This is a genomic window from Vibrio sp. 10N.237.312.B06 (genome assembly GCF_041464685.1).
GTDB lineage: Bacteria > Pseudomonadota > Gammaproteobacteria > Enterobacterales > Vibrionaceae > Vibrio > Vibrio tasmaniensis_A.
Map to the genome: position 1 here is coordinate 1 of NZ_JBFSPI010000015.1, position 17,195 is coordinate 17,195.

The 17,195-nt window shown below is 38.6% G+C and carries 16 protein-coding genes and 3 pseudogenes; 6 read left to right on the plus strand and 13 right to left on the minus strand.

Annotation, left to right across the window (positions count from 1 at the left end; all coding sequences use genetic code 11):
• From AB6C75_RS05960 to AB6C75_RS05980, 6 genes and pseudogenes are all read left to right on the plus strand, one after another.
• Positions 1 to 406 (plus strand): IS630 family transposase (locus AB6C75_RS05960; protein ID WP_372107303.1); only part of this gene is annotated, 406 nt, incomplete at its 5' end.
• A gap of 98 nt (positions 407 to 504) precedes the next feature.
• Entirely contained in the window at positions 505 to 678 is a 174-nt protein-coding gene (gene tnpA / locus AB6C75_RS23595) for an IS66 family insertion sequence element accessory protein TnpA (protein ID WP_408063609.1), read from the plus strand.
• A gap of 105 nt (positions 679 to 783) precedes the next feature.
• Complete coding sequence (gene tnpB / locus AB6C75_RS05965; protein WP_372107371.1) at positions 784 to 888, plus strand: IS66 family insertion sequence element accessory protein TnpB; 105 nt, start codon at positions 784 to 786, stop codon at positions 886 to 888.
• 36 nt (positions 889 to 924) lie between these two features.
• A pseudogene (locus AB6C75_RS05970) lies at positions 925 to 1,175 on the plus strand (IS66 family transposase zinc-finger binding domain-containing protein); the annotation flags it as partial.
• A gap of 50 nt (positions 1,176 to 1,225) precedes the next feature.
• Positions 1,226 to 1,684: pseudogene (locus tag AB6C75_RS05975) on the plus strand (IS3 family transposase); the annotation flags it as partial.
• Positions 1,685 to 1,690: 6 nt separating this feature from the next.
• A pseudogene (locus AB6C75_RS05980) lies at positions 1,691 to 1,815 on the plus strand (IS5/IS1182 family transposase); the annotation flags it as partial.
• 31 nt (positions 1,816 to 1,846) lie between these two features.
• Here the strand turns inward: AB6C75_RS05980 and AB6C75_RS05985 are convergent.
• The 13 genes from AB6C75_RS05985 to AB6C75_RS06045 all read right to left on the minus strand — a co-directional run bounded on the left by AB6C75_RS05985 (position 1,847) and on the right by AB6C75_RS06045 (position 17,193).
• The gene (locus AB6C75_RS05985) at positions 1,847 to 3,013 is read right to left on the minus strand and encodes a nucleotide sugar dehydrogenase (protein ID WP_372099172.1); all 1,167 of its coding nucleotides are present in this window, start codon (positions 3,011 to 3,013) and stop codon (positions 1,847 to 1,849) included.
• 26 nt (positions 3,014 to 3,039) lie between these two features.
• Positions 3,040 to 4,218: a mannose-6-phosphate isomerase, class I gene (gene manA / locus AB6C75_RS05990; RefSeq protein ID WP_372099173.1), complete on the minus strand. Its 1,179-nt coding sequence runs from the start codon at positions 4,216 to 4,218 to the stop codon at positions 3,040 to 3,042.
• A gap of 19 nt (positions 4,219 to 4,237) precedes the next feature.
• On the minus strand, positions 4,238 to 5,671 hold the full coding sequence (locus tag AB6C75_RS05995; protein WP_372107305.1) for a phosphomannomutase: 1,434 nt from the start codon (positions 5,669 to 5,671) through the stop codon (positions 4,238 to 4,240).
• A gap of 22 nt (positions 5,672 to 5,693) precedes the next feature.
• Entirely contained in the window at positions 5,694 to 7,136 is a 1,443-nt protein-coding gene (locus AB6C75_RS06000; protein WP_372107307.1) for a mannose-1-phosphate guanylyltransferase/mannose-6-phosphate isomerase, read from the minus strand.
• Positions 7,137 to 7,156: 20 nt separating this feature from the next.
• The gene (locus tag AB6C75_RS06005; protein WP_372099176.1) at positions 7,157 to 7,630 is read right to left on the minus strand and encodes a GDP-mannose mannosyl hydrolase; all 474 of its coding nucleotides are present in this window, start codon (positions 7,628 to 7,630) and stop codon (positions 7,157 to 7,159) included.
• Positions 7,631 to 7,672: 42 nt separating this feature from the next.
• Positions 7,673 to 8,632 carry a GDP-L-fucose synthase family protein gene (locus AB6C75_RS06010; RefSeq protein WP_372107309.1) on the minus strand — a complete coding sequence of 320 codons (960 nt, stop codon included), beginning with the start codon at positions 8,630 to 8,632 and terminating at the stop codon, positions 7,673 to 7,675.
• 80 nt (positions 8,633 to 8,712) lie between these two features.
• Complete coding sequence (gene gmd, locus AB6C75_RS06015) at positions 8,713 to 9,816, minus strand: GDP-mannose 4,6-dehydratase (protein WP_372099178.1); 1,104 nt, start codon at positions 9,814 to 9,816, stop codon at positions 8,713 to 8,715.
• 17 nt (positions 9,817 to 9,833) lie between these two features.
• Complete coding sequence (locus AB6C75_RS06020; RefSeq protein ID WP_372107311.1) at positions 9,834 to 10,577, minus strand: glycosyltransferase; 744 nt, start codon at positions 10,575 to 10,577, stop codon at positions 9,834 to 9,836.
• The gene (locus tag AB6C75_RS06025) at positions 10,564 to 11,775 is read right to left on the minus strand and encodes an O-antigen ligase family protein (protein WP_372107312.1); all 1,212 of its coding nucleotides are present in this window, start codon (positions 11,773 to 11,775) and stop codon (positions 10,564 to 10,566) included. Before AB6C75_RS06025 ends, AB6C75_RS06020 begins: the two co-directional genes overlap by 14 nt.
• Entirely contained in the window at positions 11,759 to 13,012 is a 1,254-nt protein-coding gene (locus AB6C75_RS06030; protein WP_372107314.1) for an oligosaccharide flippase family protein, read from the minus strand. Before AB6C75_RS06030 ends, AB6C75_RS06025 begins: the two co-directional genes overlap by 17 nt.
• 24 nt (positions 13,013 to 13,036) lie before the next feature.
• Entirely contained in the window at positions 13,037 to 13,873 is an 837-nt protein-coding gene (locus AB6C75_RS06035) for an alpha-1,2-fucosyltransferase (protein ID WP_372099182.1), read from the minus strand.
• 581 nt (positions 13,874 to 14,454) lie between these two features.
• The gene (locus AB6C75_RS06040) at positions 14,455 to 16,620 is read right to left on the minus strand and encodes a polysaccharide biosynthesis tyrosine autokinase (RefSeq protein WP_372099183.1); all 2,166 of its coding nucleotides are present in this window, start codon (positions 16,618 to 16,620) and stop codon (positions 14,455 to 14,457) included.
• Positions 16,621 to 16,752: 132 nt separating this feature from the next.
• A complete protein-coding gene (locus tag AB6C75_RS06045; RefSeq protein WP_372099184.1) occupies positions 16,753 to 17,193 on the minus strand; it encodes a low molecular weight protein-tyrosine-phosphatase in 441 nt (146 codons plus the stop codon).
• Positions 17,194 to 17,195 lie beyond the last annotated feature (2 nt).

Below are 17,195 nucleotides of genomic sequence, written 5' to 3' on the forward strand. Positions count from 1 at the left end.
AAATATTGGCGCAACCGTGACAGACTCGTATGACACGATAAACAGCGAGAGCATCGTTCGCGTCTTCTGGAAGCTCAAGAAGGAGCATTACCCGTTGGAGCAAAAAGTACACCTAATACTTGATGGTGCCGCCTATCATCAGTCAGAGATGGTAAGAAATGCGGCAAAAGTGCTCAATATCGAGCTTCATTACTTACCGCCTTACAGCCCAAACTTAAATCCAATAGAGCGGCTTTGGAAAGTGATGAATGAGCATGTGAGGAATAACGCTTACTTCCCCTCAAAAGCAGCATTCACCTCTGCTATCAAAAAGTTTTTTAATGTGACGCTACCAAAAGTTGCAGGCTCACTTGTATCCAGAATTACGGATAATTTTCAGATATTGAAGCCTGCATTTTCAAGTTGAACGGGTATATAATTAAGTCAGTCATGGATAAGAAGTAAGCGCGAAATTAACCACACGTTCTAATTCCGCTCAACCTTTGTAATAGTTTTTCCGGAACTATGACTCAATCAGAAAAACATCAACATTGGACAACCATTGTCTCTAATCAGCAAGAAAGCGGCCTTTCCATTCCACACTTTTGTAAAGAGTACGATATTAATTACGCCACTTTTCACTATTGGCTGAAAAACTCAAACAAACTGATGATAAGCAGGTTGTCCATCAAGTGGTAATGAATGATCAGCGGTTGTTGTACATCTACCGAATGGACTGAGAGCGGAACTTCCAACCTCATTACCACTGACACAAATTCAAACTTGGCCTAAGGCACTGTAATAATCCCAAGTGGCACGGTCTATCTCGTCTCGGGTATCACCGATATGAGAAAGTCGATTGATGGCCTGTTTCTTATTGTCGCGGATGTGCTAGAAATGGGTCCATAGCGCGAAGTACATCAACACACGCCCAATGCCCCTTAATGTGAATGCTGTAATAAACCACTGCATAAATGCGGCATTGAAGTCTCGGAAGAGCTAAAAATAATCCCTCAAAGAGTCAGTGTCGTGCGCCATGAACGCACTAAATATGCTGCCGTCAGTGCGAAAAAACGCAAACCAGCAGCAAAATTATCACAGCGCCTCGGCCTGCCAATATGCTCCCGAAAAGCATCGGTAGCCCTGAAGCCTTTACTGAAGTTGTGACCACAAAATATGTTGATGCGCTGCCGCTTTAACGTCAGGTCGAGATTTTAAAGCGTTCAGATATTGAGTTAAGTCAAGGGCCTATCTAGCTGTTATCATCGACTTATTTGCTCGAAAACCAGTTGGTTGGGCAATGTCCTTTTCACCTGATAGCCAGTTGACGGTCAAAGCGTTAAAGATGGCTTATGAGTCACGAGGAATACCTACTGAAGTGATGTTCCATAGCGACCAAGGAACGCATTATACGAGTCGAAAATACCGTCAGGCCCTATGGCGATACCGAATAAAGCAGAGTTTATCTCGGAGAGGTAACTGTTGGGATAATAGCCCGATGGAACGCTTCTTCAGAAGCTTGAAAACAGAATGGGTGCCAGCCAGTGGCTATCGCAGTTTAGGTGAAGCTTGGCAGAGCATCATTGGCTACATCATTAGATACTATAGTCAAATCAGGCCGCACCAGTACAATGTTGGCCTAACACCGAATGAATCGGAAAGGCTTTACTGGAAAACTTACAAAACTGTGGCCAATTTTAGTTGACCACTACACTTGGTCGAAAATGCCTTTGCGAGAATTAAGCATTATCGAGCTATTTCAAGTGGATATGATAAGTTTATGCCAGCATGTTATCGCTGGCATTTATGTTGATGTGGCTACCGATGTATTGCTGAACGCGAAATCTACAGCAAAGATCAACACGCCCTAGTCACTACCAAATAAATCTCGAGTATAAACCTTATCTGCAACATCTTGGATATCATCAACCATGCGGTTAGAGACAATCACATCACAGATGGTTTTAAACTCATCGAGATCGTTGATGACTCGTGAGTGAAAGAACTCAGGTTCATCTAATACTGGCTCGTACACCACAACTTCAATACCTTTGGCTTTAATGCGCTTCATTACACCTTGAATACTTGACGCGCGAAAATTATCAGATCCTGATTTCATTATCAATCGGTAAATACCCACACGATTAGGGTTACGCTTGATGATTGAGTCGGCTACAAAATCTTTACGCGTAGTGTTTGCATCTACAATCGCACCAATAATTTCATTCGGTACATCTTCATAGTTCGCGCGGAGTTGCTTAGTGTCTTTTGGTAAGCAGTAACCACCATAACCAAAGGATGGGTTGTTATAGTGACTGCCAATGCGAGGATCAAGACCGACCCCTTCAATAATTTGACGGCTATCTAGGCCATGTGTCTCGGCATAAGTGTCTAACTCATTAAAGTAAGCCACACGAAGCGCAAGGTAGGTGTTTGAAAACAGCTTTACGGCTTCTGCTTCTGTCGAATCTGTAAATAATACTGCGATACCTTTTTTCTCAGCTCCTTCAACAAGAAGGTTGGCAAAAGTTTGTGCACGTTCGCTGCGTTCTCCTACGATAATTCGAGAAGGGTACAAGTTATCGTATAGCGCTTTACCTTCACGCAAAAACTCCGGTGAGAAAATAATATTTTCACAGTTTAGTTCTCTCTTAATGTGAGCAGTGTAACCCACAGGAACGGTAGACTTAATAACCATAACAGCACTTGGGTTAATCGCCATAACATCCTTTATTACCGACTCGACAGAAGAAGTATTAAAGTAGTTAGTCTCCACATCGTAATCGGTAGGTGTAGCAATTACTACATATTCAGCACCTTCGTAAGCGAGCTTTTTATCCAGAGTCGCTACAAAGTTAAGAGTTTTATTTGTCAAAAAATCGGTGATTTCGGTATCAACAATCGGAGATAGCTTATTGTTTAGCATCTCCACCTTTTCAGACATGATATCAACGGCCACTACGTTGTGGTGTTGTGCTAATAACATAGCGTTAGATAGGCCTACATAGCCTGTACCTGCAACTGCAATTTTCATATTACCTAACCAATGATTTATATTTTTTAATTGTAAACTCGAGCTAAACGACCTTTACCTTTATATGTGTACGCTTGCGAGGAAAAAGGCACAAAAACAGAATCGCCAGGAGTTAGTTCTATGAGTTTACCCTGTGATTCCACCACGATATTACTGTCAACACAAAACAAAATTTCCGCGCTATGCACATGTTGCTCTTGCTTAATACCCTTAGCGTAAAGAATATCAAAACCAAAGTCATCAACAGGGATTGGGTACTGCTCTTTATTACCTGTGATTATTGGAGACGTTTTCAAATCTTCTGGCTTTATAGGAATAAATGCTAGATTATCAATCAACTCTGGGATATCAATATACTTAGGTGTAAGTCCTGCGCGAAGGACGTTATCAGAACTCGCCATTACCTCAAGTGCCGTGCCTTGAATGTAAGCATGAGGTGTTTCAGCAAACAAGAACATGGCTTCTCCAGGTGCAAGTTCTACGATGTTAAAGATAAATGGAGACAATAAGCCTATATCACCCTCATAGTGTACCTTAAATGCTTGGCTATATTCGATAGCTTCACGCACCGTTCCCGCTACCGGTTTTTGGTATGCCTCTTCTAACTGTGAAATCACCTTGCTTTTACGCTCATCACTTAACATCATCAAAGAACTAAAGAAACGCTCTAGACCTTTACTATTAGGATAGTGCTTCAATAAACCTACTTCTTTCTTTAGCTCATTAAGCGCAATCCCATCAAACAAATAAATAATCTGTTCGATGGGACGAAAGCCATTCATCGCTTTGTAAGGAGTTATCGCATAGACTAATTCAGGCTTATGGTTTGGATCTCTATAATTGCGATTTGGAGCATTTAAAGCAATACCTTGCTCGTTTTCACGAGCAAAACCCAACTCAGATTTCCATTTATTAGGATGAACCTGAATAGACAGAGGCGTATGGGCAGCTAGTACTTTAAACAAATAAGGCAATTCACCAAAACAACTTTCCGTATAGCTACCTAATACAGCCTTCTTATCGAGTTCAATGATATCTGACAAAAGATCGTCATTTTCTGCGTTACGAGAACAGCCACCAGGGTGTGCTCCCATCCATATTTCAGCTTGCGGTTCGTTAGTAGGGTTTTCAATTCCAAACAGCTCACTGATAGCGGTTTTACTGCCCCAAGCATAGTTTTGAATTTGATTTTTTAGCTTAAACATAACCTTTCACTACTAATACTTAAAACTGACTGACAATAGATAGAATACTATCAACAAGTGCTTTGGCTGTTTCGAAGTCATTTGCTTCTGCATAACAACGAAGCTCAGGTGCATTGCCCGATGGTCTTAAATGAATTATCGTTGAGTCTGAAAGCGATATGCGCAATCCATCTGTATGGTCGCTGTTAGAAACAACCACATTTGTCATACCTAAACGAGCCAACAAGGCGTCAGGACTCTCTTTACCTTGTGCTAAGATTGTTAAGCTTTTTTGTGTCGCAAAGTTCTGAATACGATCACTATGATTGAATCGCGAAGGTAAAGCTGCCACCAATTTTTTAACAGTGGTTTTTTGTTGCTTAGCCAATGAAATCAGCATTAGTGCCGGTAACACAGCGTCCCGTGTTGGTAACGCTTTTAGCACCCTATCGTTAATCCTAACATCACTGCCCAGTAAATAACCACCATTAGCTTCAAAGCCTGCAACCGTTTTGTGCTGCTTAGCGAGATTTTCAAACTCGGCAATTACATATGGTGATCCAATTTTAGTCAGAGATACTATCTCGAATTCAGGAGACTCAGCAATAATAGTGTTGCAACTAACAGGAACTGCTAATGCATCTACTTGAAGCGATTTTGAACAAAGTAAGCCAAGGATATCACCTCTCAACCATTCGCCGTTCTCATCAGCAACTAAAGGACGATCACCGTCTCCATCAGTCGAAAATATAAAATCCAAATTATACTGTTTCGACCAGCTTCGTGCTTTTCCCTTATCAGATTCAGCAACGGCTTCAGTGTCAATTGGAACAAATTCGTCAGTACGCTCCAATGATATGACTTCAGCCCCAAGCGATTCAAAAAGTCCTTGGTAAATATCTCTCCCGGCACTTGAGTGCTCATATATACCAACACGCTTTCCTGCTAGTAAATCTGCATCAAACAAATCAATATAACGTGTTCGGTAAAGCTCAGTTGCTCGGAAATTAATCGTTAACTCAGGCAGGTCATTAATAGCACTAAAGTCTACCCTCTCGGTTAAGATTGCTTGTTCATCTGCTTTAGTAATCTCTCCATCTGGGCGATAGAACTTAATTCCATTGCGGTCAAATGGGATATGAGACCCAGTCACCATGATACAAGGCATCTTGTCTTGCATTGCGGTAAAAGCCAGAGCAGGAGTAGGTACAACACCATAGTAAATCGCATCTACACCGGCATCAGTAAGTGCTTGAATGACTGCTTTTGCCATTGCTGGGCTACTAGGGCGGTTGTCAATTGCAACAGCCATTTGATTGAAAGTAAAATGGCTACGCATTGATGCCACAAATGCGTGAGTAAATGCAGCACAGACGTCCGATGTAAACTGAGTAACGAGCCCTCGCGCGCCACTAGTACCAAACTGAACGCCTGAAGCACCAAGCACTTCACTACTGATTAATTTTGTTACCATAATTTCCTATCTCAATAAGTAGTTAGTAGTCGCCGCCAAACTTAGATGCTTGCTCATCAAAGCGAACAATATCGTCTTCTTCTAAGTACGATCCAGAACGAACTTCAATCAGCTCCAAAGGCACTTGCCCTGGGTTTTCTACGGAGTGCGGAGTCCCTACTGGAATATAAGTGGACTGATTTTCAGTAAGAAGGAAAGTTCCATCTCCTTTTGTCACTTTAGCCGTACCTGACACGACAACCCAATGCTCAGCTCGATGGTGGTGCATCTGAAGAGCTGTCTTCTCTTTTGGCTTAACTAACACTTGCTTCACATGGTAACGCTCACCTTCAGATACCGTCTCATGAGAACCCCATGGGCGATATACCTCTTGATGCTGCTGACACTCTACTCGGTTTTGTTGTTTTAGTTGATTAACAATCGACTTAACATCTTGAACCTTGTCTTTATCCGCAACTAGCAGTGCATCTTTCGTCTCTACAACGATAAGATTTTCAATGCCAACGGTCGCAATGAGTTTATCTTGTGAATAAATATAACTATTCTTTGTCTGCTCAGTTAACACATCACCGCGAGTTGCATTACCCTGTTCATCTTTATCATTCACGTCCCAAAGTGCAGACCAAGAACCAACATCACTCCAATTTGCGTCCATTGGAACAACAACAGCTTTTTCTGTTTTTTCCATGACAGCAAAATCTATGGATTCGTCTGGGATTTGTGAGAACAATTCAGATGACATGCGAATAAAGTCTAGGTCGGCAAAGTGGCTATCGTAGGCACTTTCACATGCTTTCAAGATATCTGGTCGGAACTTTGCTAATTCTTCAAGATAAGTAGATGCTTTGAATAAAAACATACCACTGTTCCACAAGTAGCTACCATCGTCTAGATATTGCTTTGCAGTTTCGAGATCTGGCTTTTCAACAAAGCTATCAACACTAAAGCCTCGACTCTCATCCGCAGCAGTAACCGTAGCACCGGTTTTAATATAGCCATAACCTGTTTCTGGTGCATTCGCTTTTATACCGAAAGTTACCATATCACCACGTTGTGCGTACGGAATGGCAGCTTGCACCGATTGATGGAAAGATTGAGTATCTTTAATCACATGATCAGCCGCAAGAACTAACATCAAAGAATCTTCATATGAAGTTTTATTTTCAGATAGAGCAAATTTTGCTGCTAAAGCAATAGCGGGAGCAGTATTCCGCCCTACTGGTTCCAATAGTATTCCACTATGATTGCCATTAATACGGCGAAGTTGTTCAGCAACTAGGAATCGATGTTCTTCATTGCAGATCACAAATGGCGCATTGTGTTCTAAACCAACCATGCGGCTCAACGTTTGTTGAAGCATGGTTTGTTCACCAGTTACTGCAAGGAATTGTTTGGGATATTTTGAACGAGATAGAGGCCACAAACGACTGCCTGAGCCGCCGGCCATAATTACAGGAATAAGCATAGTCAACTCGTTGTTTTTAATTAAGTGATAGTTTTAGTTATTTTTTGAAAATACCATTTAGTATGAATATGTACACTATCACAGGTCAATAATTCATCTTGATTATACCAACGGTAACGAGAATGCTGTACATCCATGGGTAAGTTCAATTCAGAGCGATTGACAATGAGCTTGTAGGCAATCGCGACATAATGAGTAGTACAGTCATTGCCAAACACATTGTCATTATAGAGGTGTGTATAAGGTCCCTTCAGTGTTGCTTGAGAGAGCTTAAACTCATGCCCAAGCTCCTCCAAAGTTAAACGAGCAAAGGCATCTTCAAGCTTTTCATCTTTAAGAATACGACCACCGGGAACAAACCAGAAACCTTGAGCTGGTCGATTCAAACGCTCCCCAAGTAAAACTTGACCACTTTCATCCTCAATAACTAAGTCAATTGAAACTAACGGGGTACTTTCAATCACTTGAGAAAAACGTTGTTTGCTTAAAAACATTTGCTTTGTTTAAACCCTTACATTAGCTCTACCCTAGGTACTTTAACCGCGATAATTTTCTTGATTCTCTAGAAACCACTGGTAAGTCATAGTTAAACCATCTTCTAGGCTCGTTTTTGCTTTCCAACCTAGACTCTTTAAACGTGAAACATCCATTAACTTACGAGGAGTGCCGTCTGGTTTCGTAGTGTCAAATTCAATTTCGCCGTCAAAACCAACCACTTTTGCAACAGTTTCAACGAGTTCACGGATAGTACAATCCACACCTGTACCTACGTTTATGTGACTAAGCATTTCTTGCGTATTTTCTAGATACGCCTCTTGACCTAGATTCATTACGTAAATTGAAGCTGCTGCCATATCATCTACATGCAAAAACTCTCGCATAGGTTTACCGCTACCCCACGCAACAACTTTACTGTCGCCATTCAATTTTGCTTCGTGGAAGCGACGCAACAATGCGGGAATGACGTGAGAATTTTGAGGATGAAAATTATCATTTTCACCATACAAATTAGTTGGCATTACTGATCGATAGTTGCGAGCATATTGGCGATTATAAGACTCGCACATTTTGATACCTGCAATCTTAGCAATTGCGTAAGGCTCATTGGTTTCTTCCAAAGTTCCGGTCAACAAAGAGTCTTCACGCATCGGTTGTTGTGCAAACTTTGGATAAATACAAGACGAACCCAAGAATAGTAAATCTTGAACACCATGCAGATGTGCTGAGTGAATAATATTGTTTTGAATCGTCAAATTTTGGTAAATAAACTCAGCAGGGTACGTATTGTTAGCAACAATTCCACCGACTTTCGCGGCCGCAAGGTAAACTTGATCAATATGGTGATTCGTAAAAAACGCCTCGACAGCCAGTGCATCTAACAGGTTAAGCTCATTACGATCTTTAGTAATCACTTCTACTGAAGAGTCTTTAGATAGTTGACGAACAATAGCTGAGCCAACCATACCTTTATGACCAGCAACAAATACTCTTTTCATACTAGTTCCGATAATATAAATAGAAAAAGCAGAGCCCAAATGGGAACTCTGCAATATAAACGAATCAGTATACTGATTAATTAGCTTTCTAGTGAGATCGCAACGTCAAATCCGTGTTCTTTTAGAACTGCGTGTTGTTTTGCCTTATCGATATCAGATGCAACCATTTCTGCACACATTTCTTCTACAGTGATCTCTGGGGTCCAACCAAGTTTAGCTTTCGCTTTGCTTGGGTCGCCAAGTAGTGTCTCCACTTCCGCTGGACGGAAGAAGCGAGGGTTTACTTTCACAATGACATCACCAACTTTCACTTTTGGTGCTTTTTCTTCATCGATAGCTACCACAGTAGCAATCTCATCAATACCTTCGCCGGAAAAGTCAAGTTCGATCCCCGCTTCCTTCGCTGACAAGCGGACAAACTCGCGCACAGAGATCTGCTTACCAGTAGCAATAACAAAATCTTCAGCCTTCTCTTGTTGCAGCATCATCCATTGCATTCGAACGTAATCTTTAGCATGCCCCCAGTCACGCAAAGCATCCATGTTGCCAAGTTCTAAGCAAGATTCCAGACCTTGAGAGATGTTAGCGATAGCTCGAGTAATCTTACGAGTTACAAAAGTTTCACCACGACGTGGTGACTCATGGTTAAACAAAATGCCATTACATGCGTACATACCGTAAGATTCGCGGTAATTCACAACAATCCAGTATGCGTACATTTTTGCTACAGCGTATGGAGATCGTGGATAAAAAGGCGTTGTTTCACGCTGAGGAGTTTCACGAACTTCACCGTAGAGCTCTGAGGTAGAGGCTTGGTAAAAGCGAGTTTTCTTTTCCAAACCGTTAATACGGATCGCTTCCAGAAGACGAAGAGTACCCATGCCGTCTACATCAGCAACATACTCTGGAGACTCGAAAGAAACCGCTACATGCGACATTGCACCCAAGTTATAGATTTCGTCAGGTTGAATTTCTTTAACTAATCGAATTAGGTTTGAAGAATCCGTAAGATCGCCATAGTGCAGTTTAATACTTGCACCTCCGTTTACCAGCGCATCAATACGTTCTGTATTGTAGGATGATGCTCGACGAATAAGACCGTGAACTTCATAACCTTTTTCAACTAGAAGCTCAGCTAAGTAAGAGCCGTCTTGGCCAGTAATACCGGTAATAATTGCTTTCATTTAATATTTCCAATAAGTCATTTAATAAGAGCACGCAAAAATCTAGCAAGTGAGTATATCTTATGGCGCAGTTTAAGGCTATGACGATGTTTCGTATAAAACTGTACCATACCTTTTTTCTTATTTGAAGAAACGCGAGTTAGAGATGGATCATCATGACATATATATAAGAATTCATTTATTTTTTTTGCATCACCATACATTGCTATAACTCTGAACCACATATCATAATCTTGTGATGCAACAAACTCTTCATCAAATAGGCCAGCTCCTAGTAGTTTTTCTTTTCTAATTAACACTTGAGAGCCTACTTTATTGCTATATTTCATCGATTCTAAGTCAATATTTATGTCGTATTCTTTCTCAAAAGTAACTAGCCCTGATGAAGGATTATAATTCTTATTATAGGAACAAACTAAAGAAGGTTCGATATCGAAAGAACTATGAAAAATCATTAGTTTTTCTAGCCTATCTTCTGTAAATTCATCATCATCATCTAACCCAGAAATAAAAGAACCAGTAGATGCACTTATTCCAGAATTCCTTGCACTACAAGCACCTAAGCTAGAAGTATTTCTCACAAACTTAATATTACCGCTCGAATAACAGTCTACTACTCTCTTATATAAATCAGGGTCTGACCCATCATCAACAACAATAATTTCTATGTTTTTATATGATTGAGAACGCACCGAGCGGATAGCTCTGTGGAGTTCTTTTTCTCTATCTTTGGTTGTAATAATGACACTAATCTTTTCCATTTTCGCTAGCCCGTTTTAAAATAAATAAATTCATCCCTAGTAACATAAAGATCCATGGGTATACATACGATCTAGAGAAAATAATAACACAAGTTAAGTAAAGTAAAACAGGCAGTAAATTCATGCACCTTGTTTTACCCATGATAATATTGACTACATTAAAAAATGTAAACAACATGGAATATATAATCAAAGCTAACCCAATAAATCCATATTGTCGCCAAAAAGACAATATATTGTGAGAGTAGACTCCCCATTTATTAGAACCATGAAAGCTAGCATCTAATTGACCTGCAAAATCACCGATAATTGGTGATTGCATAATCCGTTCCCATGAATAACGCATAATATCATTTCGCTCATCAAAAGAATCTCCTGAAAAGCCAGTGAAAATTCTCAGAGAATAACCAGAGACATTATCATAAGCAAAGATTCCAACCACATAGAATATAAAGCAAAACAAAAACAAGAGAATTATGTTCTTCAAGTTAAAGCCTGAGCCTAATACTTCCTTTATCAAAAATGCGACAACAAATGTATATAACGCTGTCCTAGATGATATAAAAAACAATAACACTGCTGATATAAGGAACACTACATACTTATTGATACCATTAACAAAATATAAAAGTAATAAAGATGTCAACGCAAAGTAATCCGATAACGTTAAGGTAAATGAGCGGTCAGAGGGGTTCCTTGAATTGAGAAAATCTAAAGAAAGAATTGACATATTTGATGATATTACAATAGAAAAGCTCGCTAACACCCATAAAACAAAGTGCCATTTTTTATATTCATCCTTAAGAATATAATGAAAATTTGCCGATATAAATATTAAACTTAAGTATTTAATTAAAATAGGAAAGTGATACTCGAAAGACGAGATACTTTCATTGCTAGAGCCATACCCAATAAGTTCAAAAGTAACTAATATTGATAATAAAAACCATAGCAAGATAGATATTATTATAAAACCATTTATCAAACTCAATAAGTTAAACCGAACAGCAACTCTTAACCTTGAAATGAAATATATAATACATAAAATAGAAGATGCTATAAAGCCTATTACCTGTATTGATTTAAGAGAGGTAAATATTATATTAAAGTTTTTAGATAAAATAGATATAACACCAAAAGGAAAGACCATTAAATAGCTATATAATGCAGCCCTACCAAAGCTAAAGTTTAATATCATTGATTCTAAACCTATAAAATGACAATAAAGAACTTAATACAACTCGAATTAACCAAGACTCTTTAAATAAAGCAGGAATTACCAAATTTGAAATGGTAAGAGATATTAAAATAGACACAATTACACCATTCACCCCCCAGACAGGTATTAAAAAATAACTCAATGAAATATTAATAATCATTCCAGCTACTATTCTAAACATTCGATGAATTGGATTACCTAGATAAGATTGCACTTGACTCACAAACATACCTATAAAGTTAAGAAAAATTGTCAATTGATAAAAAATAGCAGTATTCATAGGTATAAGCCAGCCCTTTTCTTCTGCTGTGGAATAATATATCCCATATAGCGTAACCGAAAATAAGAAGGAGACAAATGCAACTATATGAATCAACCTTGAGTAATTTTCAATGAACTTCGGAGTTATACCTAATTTGTATGCACGAGGAAGATAAAGTGCTCCAATAACAGTAGGTAAAAAAACAAATAAATCCGAAACTCTGGATAAGACCGAAAATGCACCAACATCGCTCAATGGCAAGAAGTAAGCTAATAAGTATTGATTAAATCTACTATAAATAACTATTGAAATAGATGATAACATTGTTGGAAAACAAAGAAAGCTCATTTCCTTATATGTTATTTTTTCTTTTTCCTCTATCTCTTTAACTATAGAATACTTCCTCCAGAATACAAAGCTAACTGGACAAACTTCCATAAAAAAGCATATTATTAGCACACTAATAATATAGTCGAAAAATAGAAATAGTGATAATAACTTTAAGGTAAAACAGAACAATAAAACTAAGATCTTATCAACAATATACTCAGAGTAATTATCATTATGATATGAAATATTTTCTCGATAAGAAGTAACAGTATAAAAAAGGAGGAGAGTAATCAAAAAAACATCTAAGTTATTTATTATTTTTATGTCTATTAAATTAAAAAAAGCAAATGAGCTAACACTTAACACCAAACATATTAACAATCTTAATTTTATAATCTTTCTAATACAATCACTTGAATCATAGTCAACAAGAATCCTGTTTCCTACAGTTTGAAAACCAAAAACAATTATACTAAATAGTAAAAAACAATATCCTTCAATGAGAGAAAACTCCCCAAAATCCTGGGGTTGTAGTTTTGAAGAAACAAGAAATATCGTAATAAGTGCTGATGCTGACTTAATAGCTTTTTCAAGTAACGACAAAAATTCTTTACTTCTAAACATTAATATATCTCAAGAAAATAAACACTACACTAAGTGCCAATTCTTACAAGGACTAGGATAATACTTATACCCTCTATCTTTGGGATAAACAACCTTTTCACTCTTTGAAAAATATGCTCCCCACCATGCGAAAGAACTGTTCGAGCATATTATACGCTCAAAAGAACTAATAGAAATCAGAGTTTCTTCTGCTGTGAATAAAAAACCTTCATCAAAATAGTCATAATTCAAGCCGGATAAAACACTGCTTGAAAATTCGATAGAATCTGTAAAGACTAAAATACGATCTTTGTTCTTGTTATAATTCAATTCCAATAGTGCAGCATTAATATAATCTTTATCAATACTACACACTTCATCTTTAACTTCGTTATAGCTTCTCAAATGAATAGCAATGGTATCTTCACTTGAATATTTACGTTGTACCTTATCTCGAACCGAATTAACGTATTCACTACCTTCATAACTATCAAAAACAACTTCGTCATTTAAGTATTTTTCATTCTGAAAATAACCAAAGAAGTAATTATCTTTATCATCGTTTATGACAAAATCAGCATGCTGATTACTTCGATATTCAAAGTGATAATTATTAAAAATTCTGTTAGATAATAGATATCTCCCAAATTTCATAAAAATTAGGCGTAGATACCTATTTTTGAAAAAATAGCTACTCTCAAATTTAATGTCAAACCCTAATAGCTCCAAGCCTAACGCTCTTGAAAATTTATCATAGCCGTAACTGTCTTTATTAAAAGAGGGTTCTAAATCATTGTCCTGCGCGACAGATACTAGCGAAAAGTATATAAACAACTGATTTCCTAATCCACCCTGCAAAAAACCCACTGCCTTTTTACTCATATTATTACCTTATTGCTAATGTTCAGCTTATAAAAATAAAATTAAATATTCTGCTTAAGATAAAATATCAATAACACTTCAGCTATAAAATACCAACAACACTTAAGCTATAAAATTACTGGCATTAATTTCTATTTACATCACGAATAATTGATGATAATTTCAAATCAATACACACTTATAAAAATTATTTTTATTTTCTATAAAACCCAAGTGACAATTGGACTTCCCAATACCTAATAGGTAACAAAGTCATTTTAAAGCCAAAAAACCACTTTCCAAGTTAATTGGTATTGAATATTATCTCATGCTTGTTGATAAATTAAAAAGCATGAGGTTTATTGAGTTCGAATATCTCTTCAATAAATAGGTGACTATTTTATTCAAGGTATTTTATCGGGGCTAACGCACCTTAAATTAGAAGTAATCAACCTGATTGGTTCAGAAATTATCGCAGTTAAACTCTAACTAAACTACTTTACAACATCTCCGAAATAACGGCAACCCAAGCCTAACTCTAAGGTAGCGATTAGACTCACTACACTCTATCTTATCACTTACTCATATCTGATATTCGGCTCCTATTTTTTATCACTAGAGTACGTATAACTATAATACCCATAAGAGGTAGAAGCTTTTTTCTCTATTGCATTGAAGATAACGCCTTTCACTTCGATACCTGATTGTTCGAAACGATTACGAGCGACATCAATTTCTTTAATTGTATTTTGACCAAAACGAGCAACCATTAATGTAGTGCCCGCAAAAGCTCCAACAATACTTGGGTCTGTTACCGCAAGAACTGGCGGAGTATCAACAATCACTAAATCATACTCTCTTGAAGCCCAATCCATTAGTGCCGCAAAGCGTGGATGCATTAACAATTCAGATGGGTTTGGTGGCACTTGGCCTCGAGTAATTATATCTAGATTAGCTACTGATGCTGTCTTAATGAATTGAGTAAAGTCTTGCTTACCACTTAACAAATCAGAAAGGCCGTTGTCCCACTTAAAACCAAAACTTTGTTGTAGGTAACCTTTACGCATATCTGCGTCAATCAGCAGCACTTTTTGACCTGTTTTTGCTGCTACAGCTGCGAAGTTGGTTGAGATAAATGACTTACCGATACCCGGCGCAGGGCCTGATATCATCAGAATGTTATTCTTTGCTTCTAACATCGCAAAGTGCAAACTGGTACGCAAGCCACGTAGTGCCTCGATGGACAGATCGGCAGGGTTAGATTCGGCAAGCAGTGCCTGCGTTCCCTTAGTTTTCTGTTTCTTCAATTTAAAGCGATTAGTTAGCTCTACTTGTAAATCTGATTTTGGTACAGCTGCATACACGGGAAGGCCAATTTGTTCAATTTGGTCCGGGCTTTCAACACCGCGATGGAACGCTGCTTTCACGAGTACTAATGCAACACTTAACATCCCACCCAGTAGCGTTGCTAATACAACAATCAGCGGCTTCTTAGGTTTTACAGCGTGAGCATACGCTTGAGCGTCATCTAAGATACGAACGTTACCGACCGTACCAGCTTTAATGATGCTTAGCTCTTGAACCTTATTTAAAAGCTGGATGTAAATTTGTTGGTTTACTTCAACATCACGAGTCATACGCAGTACTTCGCGTTGTGTTCTCGGTAACTTTTGTACTTGCCTATTTAAGCGCTCTTTCTCACTCAACAGCGTTTTACGCTTATCAAGTAAAGCTTTGTATGCTGGGTGATCTTTAGTAAAGCGCTGGCTGATTTCACTCTCTTTAAACGTCAGTTCATTCAACTGCGCTTCAAGCTCAACCATTACCTTCAAGGTTGATTGTGCTTCCAAGCCCAAGTCGATCGATTCATTTTTTTGGCGGTAATTGTTTAGTACGTCTTCATAACCGGTTAGCTCAGATTTAATGCCCGGAAGATGACTTTCTAAGAAAGATAGGCTCTTCTCTGCTTCCGCTGAATTACGTTTCACGTTTTGTAAAAAGTAAATCTGACTAATATGGTTGAGAATATCAGATATCTGTTGTTTATTTTCACCTTCAAAGCTTAGCTTCAAAATACCACTTTGCTTGCCTAGCTCAGACAAAGACAAAGAAGACTTCAACCATTCTATAGCTTCCAATCGGCTACGCTTGCTAATTGAGAATTCAAAATTGTTATGTGACTCGAAACCTGCTACAAACAAGCTGTAATCATCAGTGGTTGCTAGCTCACCCACTCTACCTTGCAGAATAATGCGTTCATCGTCACGTACCAATTGGTAAGTTCCCTGCTCGGCATCGAGAATTTTAATCGTGTGTGCGTAGCTGTTCACATAGCTTGGCAAAGTAAAACGGCTAACCACAACATGATTTATGTCGCCGGTTAAGCGAGCAAACCCCTTACCGACAATTGGCACATAGTTCGGAGATAGCACAGTAGTAAGATTGAATTTATCGACCGTTTCACCCAAAATCATGCGAGATTTGATGATCTCAACTTCTGTAGTAGCAGAAGACTCCTGAGAGAACAACTCGCCCATGTCACCGACCATCGATGAAATGCCGCCAGAGCTCTTTTCTTCAATTTGAATCAGCGCATCGGCTTTGTATATCGGCGTTGAAAGCAGGGCAATCGCAATACCAAACACAGCAAAAGCGAATGTGGTTAGCATAATTAGCCATTTAGCGTCTAACAGAATGCCAAGCAGTTTGCCTAAATCTATCTCACCAGAGTTATCTGCGTGTGATTGCTGAGATGGTTGTGTTGTCATCAGATTACTACTTCCTAAATTATTACTATTTAAGAGACATTAAATACGCTTTGCGTACTTCTCTTGTTATTAATTCTGTTGGTGGTTTCGCCGCGCTTACGATGAGGCCTCTATTATGTTAAAATATGAAGCCTACAGCTTTTTCGCCCAAGCTTGCGCTGCCTCATCAATCAGTCTGTAAGCGTGTTCAAACGCCTCACGACTTTGACGGTAAGGATCAGGGATGTCTTTCTGACCAATCCATTGGCCAAACAGCATAGTTTTACCACGAGCCTCTGGTGATATTTTAGTAAGCGCTTCTAAATGCCCCTTCTCCATCACCAAGATCAAGTCATACTGAGCGCAAAGCTGTGGCGTGACTTGCTGAGACTGATGATTTCCAACATCTACTCCATTTTCAGCGGCAATCAAAATTGCTGTATCGTCCGTTGGTTTCCCAATTAAACGACTCTTTTCAGCAGCAATGCCGGCAGAGGCTACTTCTTTATTAGGCAACAGCTTTTGAAGAACCCGTTCTCCAGTAGGTGAACGACAAATGTTACCCACGCAGACGACCAAAATTTTATTAAACATAA

Coding starts and splice junctions, on each gene's coding strand:
- tnpA (WP_408063609.1), top strand. CDS start 505: ATGACTCAATCAGAAAAACATCAACATTGGACAACCATTGTCTCTAAT.
- AB6C75_RS05985 (WP_372099172.1), bottom strand. CDS start 3,013: ATGAAAATTGCAGTTGCAGGTACAGGCTATGTAGGCCTATCTAACGCT.
- manA (WP_372099173.1), bottom strand. CDS start 4,218: ATGTTTAAGCTAAAAAATCAAATTCAAAACTATGCTTGGGGCAGTAAA.
- AB6C75_RS05995 (WP_372107305.1), bottom strand. CDS start 5,671: ATGGTAACAAAATTAATCAGTAGTGAAGTGCTTGGTGCTTCAGGCGTT.
- AB6C75_RS06000 (WP_372107307.1), bottom strand. CDS start 7,136: ATGCTTATTCCTGTAATTATGGCCGGCGGCTCAGGCAGTCGTTTGTGG.
- AB6C75_RS06005 (WP_372099176.1), bottom strand. CDS start 7,630: ATGTTTTTAAGCAAACAACGTTTTTCTCAAGTGATTGAAAGTACCCCG.
- AB6C75_RS06010 (WP_372107309.1), bottom strand. CDS start 8,632: ATGAAAAGAGTATTTGTTGCTGGTCATAAAGGTATGGTTGGCTCAGCT.
- gmd (WP_372099178.1), bottom strand. CDS start 9,816: ATGAAAGCAATTATTACCGGTATTACTGGCCAAGACGGCTCTTACTTA.
- AB6C75_RS06020 (WP_372107311.1), bottom strand. CDS start 10,577: ATGGAAAAGATTAGTGTCATTATTACAACCAAAGATAGAGAAAAAGAA.
- AB6C75_RS06025 (WP_372107312.1), bottom strand. CDS start 11,775: ATGATATTAAACTTTAGCTTTGGTAGGGCTGCATTATATAGCTATTTA.
- AB6C75_RS06030 (WP_372107314.1), bottom strand. CDS start 13,012: ATGTTTAGAAGTAAAGAATTTTTGTCGTTACTTGAAAAAGCTATTAAG.
- AB6C75_RS06035 (WP_372099182.1), bottom strand. CDS start 13,873: ATGAGTAAAAAGGCAGTGGGTTTTTTGCAGGGTGGATTAGGAAATCAG.
- AB6C75_RS06040 (WP_372099183.1), bottom strand. CDS start 16,620: ATGACAACACAACCATCTCAGCAATCACACGCAGATAACTCTGGTGAG.
- AB6C75_RS06045 (WP_372099184.1), bottom strand. CDS start 17,193: ATGTTTAATAAAATTTTGGTCGTCTGCGTGGGTAACATTTGTCGTTCA.